Source organism: Sphingomonas sp. LaA6.9, from assembly GCF_022601895.1.
Lineage (GTDB): Bacteria > Pseudomonadota > Alphaproteobacteria > Sphingomonadales > Sphingomonadaceae > Sphingobium_A.
On record NZ_JAKVIO010000022.1, the window covers coordinates 69,276 to 75,572 of the forward strand.

Consider the following 6,297-nt stretch of genomic DNA (forward strand, 5'->3'; position numbering starts at 1 on the left):
GTCCAGGTTAACGGCCGAGCCACAGATCAGGAACAATATGCGCGTGACCTGACCCGAGGGGAGTCCTGCCGTGTTAACGTCGATCCGTACCTCTCCAGCCGCCGTTGCCGTGCCCATTGTCGCGGCATTCATCGCCTCTTCAATCGCCGTGGCGCTTGCGCTCTGGGCAGGGAGCGACCTGATCCAGCAATCGCAATTCGCCGCACGATGGACCGCGCGTGCCAGCTTCCTTGTCTTCCTGGTCGTCTACACCGCCTCGGCAATGGTCCGGCTGTTTCCCGCGCCGGCGACGAAGGCGGTGCTCAGGCGCCGCCGGCAATGGGGACTGGGTTTCGCGCTGTCGCACACGATCCACCTCGCCGCGCTGATCAACTATCTTGCGCTTTCGGGTGAACAGCGTCCGCCGGGCGTCCTGATTGGCGGAGGATTGGGCTATGCGCTGATGTTCGCGATGGCCCTCACCTCGAACGACACCAGCCAGCGCATGCTTGGCCGTTGGTGGAAGCGGCTGCACCGCGTTGGCATCCACTATATCTGGTTCATATTCCTGTTCAGCTATGCAGGGCGCCTTGCCGACACCGATCGCATCTGGACCGGACTGGTCTTCACGCCCCTGGCTCTCGCGGCGCTCGGTCTGCGCCTCGCTGCCCGGTTCGGATCCTCCCGCCGCGGACGTGCGCCCGCAACGGGCTGAGCTTCACCGCGTCGCCGTCTGCTTTTCGGGGAGCACGACCATCGACCAGCTCTTGTCCGAGATCAGGTAACGCTGCGCGGTCTGCTGGATCTGTTCCGGCGTGATGCTGAGCAGATCGCGCACGAGACTTTCCATTGCCGCCACCTTGCGCGGATCGCGCGACGATCCGGCGGTTTCGCGCATCCAGTACTGGTTGCCCGTGCTTGCGCGCAGGTAATATTGCTGGATCGGACCAAGCGTGCGTTGCAGCTCGTCCGCATCGACAGGCTTCGCCGCGAGGTCGGCCGCAATCTCGCGCGCCAGCTTGAAGAACTGCCCGGTTCCTTCGGGTTTCAACTGGCCGAGCACGATCAGATAGCCGCCATTGTCCATTCCCGTCGGCCACTGGCTGGCGACCGTGGGGCTATAGCTTGCCCCGGCCGAGGACCGGAGCTGATCGAACAGGCGGTCGTTGAAGATCGCCGCGAGTACTTCCAGCTTGCGCGACTCCGAGATGTTGTCGAGCCCGCCGCCCGTCGGCCAGGCAAGCACCGCCGCCGACTGCTCCGCAGCCCCGCTATGCGTTCGCACCACTGGCGTCATATTGTGCTCGGGCGCGCGGGTGGTCGCATTGGCCGGATCGATCGTCGCGGGCTTGCGTGGCTTCATCGCGCCGAATGTGGCGCTCGCCGCCTCGATGGCCTGCGCGGCCTCGAAATCGCCGAAGATCTGCACCTCGATCGGGCCGCTCGCAAGGATCGGCTCCCACAGTTTGCGGAAGCCAGCTGGTGTCAGCGCCTCGACCTCCTGACGGCTGGGGGTCGCCCAGCGCGGATCGCCGCCACGCACAAGTCCGTCGAGATCGCGCGTAATCACCCCGGCCGGCGATGCGTTCATCACCTCATAGCCCGCCAGCATCTGCGCGCGCGCGCGTACCACGGGCGCGGAATCCCAGCCCGGAAACGCCAGCTTCGCCGCCATCAGCTTCAGCTGGTCGGAGAGGTCGGGCGCACGGGTTTCCCCCTTCAGGACAAAGGCGTCCTCTTCGATGTCGAGGCCCATGTTGATCTTGCGGCCATTGGTCAGCCGGTCGAGTTCCTCGAGCCCCAGCTTGCCGATACCGCTGCCGACCAGCGCCATCGCGCCCGACCAGGCCACCGTCTGCCGGTTCGCGGGCAATGCCTTGTAACCATTACCGAAGCGCACGCTGACATAGACCTTGCCCGGTTCTCCCTTGTTGGGGAACAGGATCAGCTTGGTCCCGTTGGAGAGCGCGACCGTCTCGATATTGAAGTTGCTGAGCTTGGAGCGCGCCGTCACCGTGCCCGGCGTGCCGAAGCGTGGCAGGTCGGCGAAGCTCACCGGACGCACATCCTTGCGCGCGCCGCTCGAGGTCACGTCCTCGGCCAGCGCGCTCGCGGCGAGCGCATCGCCATTGGTGAGCGGCTTGGGCGTGCTCAGCACCAGTCGCGGCCCCGCTCCCGAGAATAGCCGCTTCGTCGAGGCGAGCAGGTTTTCAGGCGTGAACAGCCGCTTTGCACCGCGAAAGATCGTCAGCGCGCCCTCGGCGGTCGTCACGGTTTCCCGAATGTCGAGCGCGCGCACGAGATCGTCGGCCTGGCGCGAACCGGGTTCAGCGCCCTCATTCTCGAGCTGAGCGAGCAGCGCAAGATCGAACTCCTGCGCCTCGCGGTCGATCTCGGCCTGTGTCGGCCCGGTCGTTGATGCGTCGGTGATTACCGAGCGCACGTCGCGCAACGCCGCGTGCCAGTCGTCGCCGAGCGGCACGAGCGAGACCAGCGTCGCGTCCGCCGATCTGGAAATATCTTCCTGCTGGACCTGCGCCTGGAGGAAGCTGCCTCCCGCCCGCGCGCGCGTCTCCAGCCGGCGGTTGATCATCCGCACCGCCAGCGCGTCGACCATCAACCCCTCATTATAGGTGATCGTGTCGTCGACCTGCTCCCAGGGGCGCATCACCCCGAGCTGGACGATCGTCGGAAAGCTCGGCTCGACAAGCGTGGTCACGGCCTTGGCATCGGGATCGGGCTTGCCGAAATCGGGGTCGCTGGGGTTGGGCCCGGTCCCGCGCCAGGCGGAAAAATGCTTTTTGACGAGCGCTTCCATCGCTGCCGGATCGGCATCGCCGGAGATCACGACCACGGCGCGCTCGGGCCGATACCAGCGCTGGTGAAATGCCTTGAGACCGTCGGCGCGTGCGCCCGCGAGCGTCTGCACGGTGCCGATCGTCGAGCGGCTCGCCAGTTTCTGCCCCGCAAAGAAATGCTGCCGCGTCGCGTCGCCCATGCGCACCGCGGGCCCGAACTGCTCGCGCTGCTCGGCCATCACGACCGCACGTTCGGCATTGACGGTGGTGTCGCTGATATTGGGCGCTTCCATCATGCCCGCGAGGATCTTGATGCTCTCGTCGAGGCCTTCGGGTCGCGCATTGGGGAGGTCGAGCTTGTAGACCGTTTCGGTCGGCGTCGTGGATGCGTTGCTGTCGCTGCCAAAGGTCACGCCCAGACGCTGCCAGATCCGCTTTGATTCGCCCTCGGGCACGAACTTCGAGCCACGAAAGGAGAGATGCTCGAGGAAATGCGCGAAGCCCTGTTCGCCATCTTCCTCCATGAGCGATCCGGCATCGATGCGTACGCGGATCGACACCTGCCCCGGGGGCACGCCATTGCGACGGATCGCATAGCGCAAGCCGTTGTCCAAGGTACCGAAAAGCCACGCCTTTTCCTGCGGAACGTCGCTGTTGACGTAGAGCCACGGAACCTCTGCCTGTCTGGCAGCGGTCGGTGAAGCCGATGCGGGCGCCTGCTGTGCGACAAGCGGAACCGATGCAAAGCCAATCGTGGCAGCAAGGGGGACAAGGGTGAAAAGCGCCAAGCGCCGGGTGCGGGAATTCATCTCCCGGAGACTATCGAGCGAAGCTGAATAATTCCAATACGGATTCGGCAAACAGCGCCCGGCAAATGACGAAGGCCCTTCCTCGAAAGGAAGGGCCCGTCGATATCAGCGGCTGCCGAAGCGCTTTACCGCGCCCTTGTGCGCGCCGGGCGCGCCCTTGCGGCGGCGGTGGAAAGGCCGCTTGGGCTTTTCGCCTGCGGCCGGCTGTTGCGTGCGGGCTTCGCCGCCGCGATCGTCATGACGCCGCCTGCCCGGCTGCGCCGTCGAGGGTGCGCTACGCGCCGGCTGGGGCAACTTGGCGGCCTGTGCGAGGAAATCCTCGGGCAGCGGCACGGTGTCGAGCTTGACGCGCGTCAGCCGCTCGATCTGCTTGAGCCACTGCTTCTCCTCGCCATCGACGAAGCTGATCGAAACACCCTCTGCGCCGGCACGCGCGGTCCGTCCGATACGGTGGACATATTGCTCGGGGACGTTGGGCATCTCGAAGTTGAAGACGTGGCTCACCCCGGGCACGTCGATACCGCGCGCCGCGATATCGGTCGCCACAAGGATCTTGATCTCGCCCTTGCGGAACGCCTCGAGCGCCGCGGTGCGCTGGGGCTGCGACTTGTTGCCGTGGATCGCGAGCGCGCCGACGCCGGCGGCCACGAGGTGCTTCACCACCCGGTCGGCGCCATGCTTGGTGCGCGTGAAGACCAGCGCGCGGTCGATCGGCTCAGCCTTCAAGGTCAGCGTCAGCAGCGCCTGCTTTTCCTTCTGGTTCACGAAGGAAACATACTGGCGCACGCGTTCGGCGGTCGTCGACTGCGGCGCGACCGACACCTTGACCGGATCGGTCAGGAAGCGGTCGCCCAGCTCGGCAATCGCCTTGGGCATGGTGGCCGAGAAGAACAGGCTCTGGCGCTTGGTCGGCAGCAGCTTGTCGATGCGCTTCAACGGCACGATGAAGCCGAGGTCCATCATCTGGTCGGCCTCGTCGAGCACGAAGATCTCGACGTCGCGCAGATGGAAGGCGCGCTGGTCGATCAGGTCGAGCAGGCGGCCCGGCGTCGCAACCACGATGTCGGCGCCCGCCTTCAGCTTGCTGATCTGCTTGCCGATCGGCACGCCGCCGAACACAACTTCAACGGACAGACGCAGATTGCTGCCATAGTCGCGGAAGGACGTGGCGATCTGGCTCGCCAGCTCGCGCGTCGGCGACAGCACCAGCATCCGGCAGCTGCCCAGCGGGCGCGGCTTGGGATTGTTGGCGAAATAGTGGAGCGAGGGCAGCGCGAAGGCCGCGGTCTTGCCCGTGCCCGTCTGCGCGATGCCGCACAGGTCGCGGCCCTCGAGCAGCGGCGGGATCGACTGCACCTGGATCGGGGTCGGCTTGTCATAGCCCTTGGCCGCGAGCGCCTTGATGATCGGCTCGGCCAGGCCAAGGTCGGTGAATTTCGTCATGTATCGTTCTCTTTATGTCATGCGAAGCGCGGCCACGCACGGGACGTGCGGGCGCGAAACGCGGGGTTCGTTGACGACCCGCGTGAAATGGGAAGCCTTGCAAAAGCAAAGCGCATCTCTTCGGCCGGTCCCGGATTTCCGGGCGTTCACGCTGCCGAATATGGTCACGGCCGGTCCACCGGCCTGATGCGCAGGCGGGCATATGGCTGTAAATCGTGGCAAAAGCAAGGCCACCCTTGATCGCGGCTATCGCCTGTCGCACAAGACCGCCATGCCGCACGCACATGGAAACCGCTCCAGGGTCAGGCGCTTCGCGCTTGCCGCTTCGCTCCTCCTCGCCACCACGCCGCTCCAGGCGCAGCTCGCGCCGGTCGAGCGAAAGATGGCTACAGCGGTCGATGCCGATCAGGAACGCTCGGTCGCGCTGCTCGAAAAGCTGGTCAACCAGAACTCCGGAACGCTGAATCTGGAAGGCGTGACAAAGGTCGGCGAGATGATGCGCGCCGAGCTTGAACCGCTGGGCTTTCAGGTGCGCTGGGTGCCGATGGACGCCGCGCAGCGCGCCGGGCACATCGTTGCGGTGCACAAGGGCAATGGCCGCGGCAAACGGCTGCTCCTCATCGGCCATCTCGATACGGTGTTCGAGAAATCCTCGCCCTTTCAGCGCTTCGAGCGCAAGGGCTCGAGGGGCGTCGGCCCGGGTGCGGGCGACGACAAGGGCGGCATGGTCGTGATGCTGATGGCGCTGCGCGCGATGCACAAGGCAGGCACGCTCAAGGACGCCGATATCGAGGTGGTGCTGACGGGCGACGAGGAAGAAGCCGGCGATCCGGTCGAGATCTCGCGCGCGGATCTGATCGCCGCCGGCAAGCGTGCCGACGTTGCGCTCGATTTCGAGGGGCTGGTCGTTCAGGACGGCCGGGACATGGGATCGATCGCGCGCCGCAGCAGTTCGGGCTGGACGGTGACGGTGAAGGCCCCCGGCGGCCATTCGAGCGGCATCTTCAGCAAGGAGTCTGGCGACGGCGCGATCTATGCGCTGGCAAAGATCATCTCCTCCTTTCGCACCGAACTTCCCGAGCCCAACCTTACCTTCAATGTCGGCCTGATTGTCGGCGGCGCAACCGCCGAAGTGGCTGAAGGAGAAGCAGCAGGCTCGGCGACGGGCAAGACCAACATCATCCCCGAAATCGCCATCGCGCGCGGCGACACCCGGACGCTGAGCGACGAGCAGACCGAGCGCGTCCGTACCCGGATGCGCGAGATCA

4 protein-coding genes are annotated in these 6,297 nt (G+C 65.7%); 2 read left to right on the plus strand and 2 right to left on the minus strand.

The window, feature by feature from the left end; genetic code table 11:
• Nucleotides 1-70: 70 nt before the first annotated feature.
• A complete protein-coding gene (locus MKI88_RS12445; protein WP_241631706.1) occupies nucleotides 71-694 on the plus strand; it encodes a hypothetical protein in 624 nt (207 codons plus the stop codon).
• Between the two features lie 3 nt (nucleotides 695-697).
• Here MKI88_RS12445 and MKI88_RS12450 read toward each other — a convergent pair whose 3' ends face one another.
• On the minus strand, nucleotides 698-3,565 hold the full coding sequence (locus MKI88_RS12450; protein WP_241631707.1) for a pitrilysin family protein: 2,868 nt from the start codon (nucleotides 3,563-3,565) through the stop codon (nucleotides 698-700).
• Nucleotides 3,566-3,691: 126 nt separating this feature from the next.
• Nucleotides 3,692-5,029 (minus strand): DEAD/DEAH box helicase, encoded by a 1,338-nt coding sequence (locus MKI88_RS12455; protein WP_241631708.1) that lies wholly within the window; start codon nucleotides 5,027-5,029, stop codon nucleotides 3,692-3,694.
• 271 nt (nucleotides 5,030-5,300) lie between these two features.
• Between MKI88_RS12455 and MKI88_RS12460 the strand changes: the two genes are divergently transcribed.
• Nucleotides 5,301-6,297, plus strand: a 997-nt coding sequence (locus tag MKI88_RS12460) for a M20/M25/M40 family metallo-hydrolase (protein ID WP_241631712.1), incomplete at its 3' end; no start/stop codon positions are given.

Bases quoted from the DNA above. Each gene is read 5' to 3' on its own strand.
- MKI88_RS12455 (WP_241631708.1), bottom strand. From the start codon at position 5,029: ATGACGAAATTCACCGACCTTGGCCTGGCCGAGCCGATCATCAAGGCG.